This window comes from Streptomyces sp. rh34, from assembly GCF_002551245.1.
Lineage (GTDB): Bacteria > Actinomycetota > Actinomycetes > Streptomycetales > Streptomycetaceae > Streptomyces.
The window spans coordinates 1-2,364 of record NZ_NTGZ01000477.1; the positions used below are offsets into that span (position 1 = coordinate 1).

A 2,364-nucleotide genomic window follows, 5' to 3' on the forward strand; every position below is an offset into this window, starting at 1 on the left:
ACAGGGCGGGACCCGCGCTGCTCCCGCTCACCGCCGCACGCCCCCGGTCGGCTCGCTCGGATCGGCCGTCCCGTTCACATGCACCCTCGGCACCCGGGAGCCGATGCGGGTGACGATCTCGTACGCGATGGTGCCGGCGGCCTCCGCCCAGTCCTGCGCGGTCGGCTCGCCCCGGTCGCCCGGCCCGAACAGCACCGCTTCCGCACCCGCCTCCGGCCGGTCGCCGCCGAGGTCGACGACGAACTGGTCCATGGCGACCCGGCCCGCGACCGTGCGCACCTTCCCGCCGACCAGGACGGGGCCCGTGCCCGACGCGTGGCGCGGGACGCCGTCCGCGTAGCCGACGGGGATCAGGCCAAGGGTCGTCCCGGCGGACGTCGTGTAGTGGTGGCCGTAGCTGACGCCGTGTCCGGCCGGGGCGTCCTTGACCAGGGCGACGGACGCGGCGAGCGTCATCACGGGCCGCAGCCCGAAGTCGGCGGGCGTGCCCAGCTCGGGGGCGGGCGAGATGCCGTACATCGCGATGCCGGTCCGTACGAGGTCGAAGTGGGCCTCGGGGATCGTGAGCGTGGCCGGGGAGTTGGCCATGTGCCGCACCTCGGGCTCCACGCCCTCCTTCTCGGCGTACGCCACCATGTCGCGGTAGACGTCGAGCTGGGCGGCGATCGAGGGGTGGCCGGGCTCGTCGGCGCAGGCGAAGTGGGACCAGAGGCCGGTGACCCTCACCCGTCCGTCGCGCTCGGCGGCCAGCGCCTCGGTGACCAGCTCGGGCCAGTCGGCGGGCTGACAGCCGCCCCGGCCGAGTCCGGTGTCGGCCTTGAGCTGGATCCTGGCCGGGCGGCCGGCCCCGTCGGCGGCCGCGACGACCTCGCGCAGCGCCCACATGGAGCTGACCGACACGTCGATGTCGGCGTCGATCGCCTCGCGCCAGGGGCCCCCGGGCGTCCACAGCCAGCACATGATCCGGCCGTCGAGTCCGGCCGCGCGCAGGGCGAGGGCCTCCTGCGGGGTCGCGGTGCCCAGCCAGGCGGCCCCGGCCTCGCGGGCGGCCCGCGCGCAGGGCACGGCCCCGTGCCCGTAACCGTCGGACTTCACCACGGCCATGAGCTGTGCCCCGGCCGCACGCTCGCGCAGGACGCGCACGTTGGCGCGCAGCGCGGCGAGGTCGATCTCGGCACGGGCTCTCAGGGACGCTGTCTCGTTCATCGCGCCCAGTCTCTCAGAGGCGTCGGTCGCCTCTACGGCAGTGCGCGCCGATATCCAACCTTATGTACGTTACGTACTTTTCATCACATGGGTCAGGTGGTCGACCAGGACCGGGACATGGCTGTCGGCCACGTCCTTGACGGCGGTGATCAGCGTGACGGGACCGCCCTCGCGCACCAGGCCGACGAGCCGCTCGACGGCCTCCGTGTGCGCCGAGTCGTCCAGCTCGGTGCGGTAGCGCTCGACGAAGGTGTCGTGGCGCGCGCCGGAGCGGCCCTGGTGGTACCAGAAGCGCAGCTCGTCCGAGGGGGTGATGTCCTTCAGCCACACGTCGATCGCGGCCCGCTCCTTGGAGACGCCCCGGGGCCAGAGCCGGTCGACGAGGACCCGGGTGCCGTCGCCGTCCTCCGGCGGGTCGTAGACCCTGCGTACGCGTACGGGTTCGCTGTCGCTCACCTCTGCCGACCGCCCTTCGTCCTCCGGTCCTCCACCTTCGCCCCGGTTCAGCCCGCCCGCACGTCGCGCCAGGCGGCCCGGATGCCGTCCGCGACGTCCTGCGCGGAGACCGGGGCACCGTCCGAGCCGTGCCGGGCGGCGAGCCCGTGCAGATAGGCGCCCACGGACGCGGCGTCGCGCGGGGCGAGTCCGGCCGCGAGCAGGGAGCCCGCGAGACCGGAGAGCACGTCGCCGCTGCCCGCCGTGGCGAGCCAGGACGTGCCGGTCGGGTTGACCCGTACGGGGGTGTCGCGGGCCTCCGCGATCAGGGTCGTGGAGCCCTTGAGGAGCACGGTGGCGCGGTAACGGGCGGCCAGTTCGCGCACCGCGGCGAGCCGCCCGGCCTCGACCTCCTCGCGGGCCGTGCCGAGCAGGGCCGCGGCCTCCCCCGCGTGCGGGGTCAGGACGGTGGGGGCGGTCCGGGTCCGCACGGTCTCCGCGTCCAGCAGCCGCAGCCCGTCCGCGTCGACGAGCACGGGGACGTCGGCTGCCAGGACGTCGGCGACGGCCGCCTCGGCGCTCCGCCCGTCGCCGAGCCCGGGCCCGACCACCCAGGCCTGCACCCGCCCGGCCTTCGAAGGCGGCCCGGCGTGCACCAGCGCCTCGGGGTAGCGGGCGATCACCGCGTCCGCGCCCGGTCCGACGTACCGCACGGCACCGGCC

The 2,364-nt window shown here is 75.3% G+C and carries 3 protein-coding genes; all 3 read right to left on the reverse strand.

Going from position 1 to position 2,364, the window contains the following annotated elements; genetic code table 11:
* Nucleotides 1-27: 27 nt before the first annotated feature.
* A complete protein-coding gene (gene alr / locus CR470_RS37400) occupies nucleotides 28-1,206 on the reverse strand; it encodes an alanine racemase (RefSeq protein WP_097872176.1) in 1,179 nt (392 codons plus the stop codon).
* 69 nt (nucleotides 1,207-1,275) lie between these two features.
* Entirely contained in the window at nucleotides 1,276-1,662 is a 387-nt protein-coding gene (locus CR470_RS37405) for a DUF488 domain-containing protein (protein WP_097872178.1), read from the reverse strand.
* 47 nt (nucleotides 1,663-1,709) lie between these two features.
* Nucleotides 1,710-2,364, reverse strand: a 655-nt coding sequence (locus tag CR470_RS37410) for an NAD(P)H-hydrate dehydratase (protein ID WP_097872180.1), incomplete at its 5' end; no start/stop codon positions are given.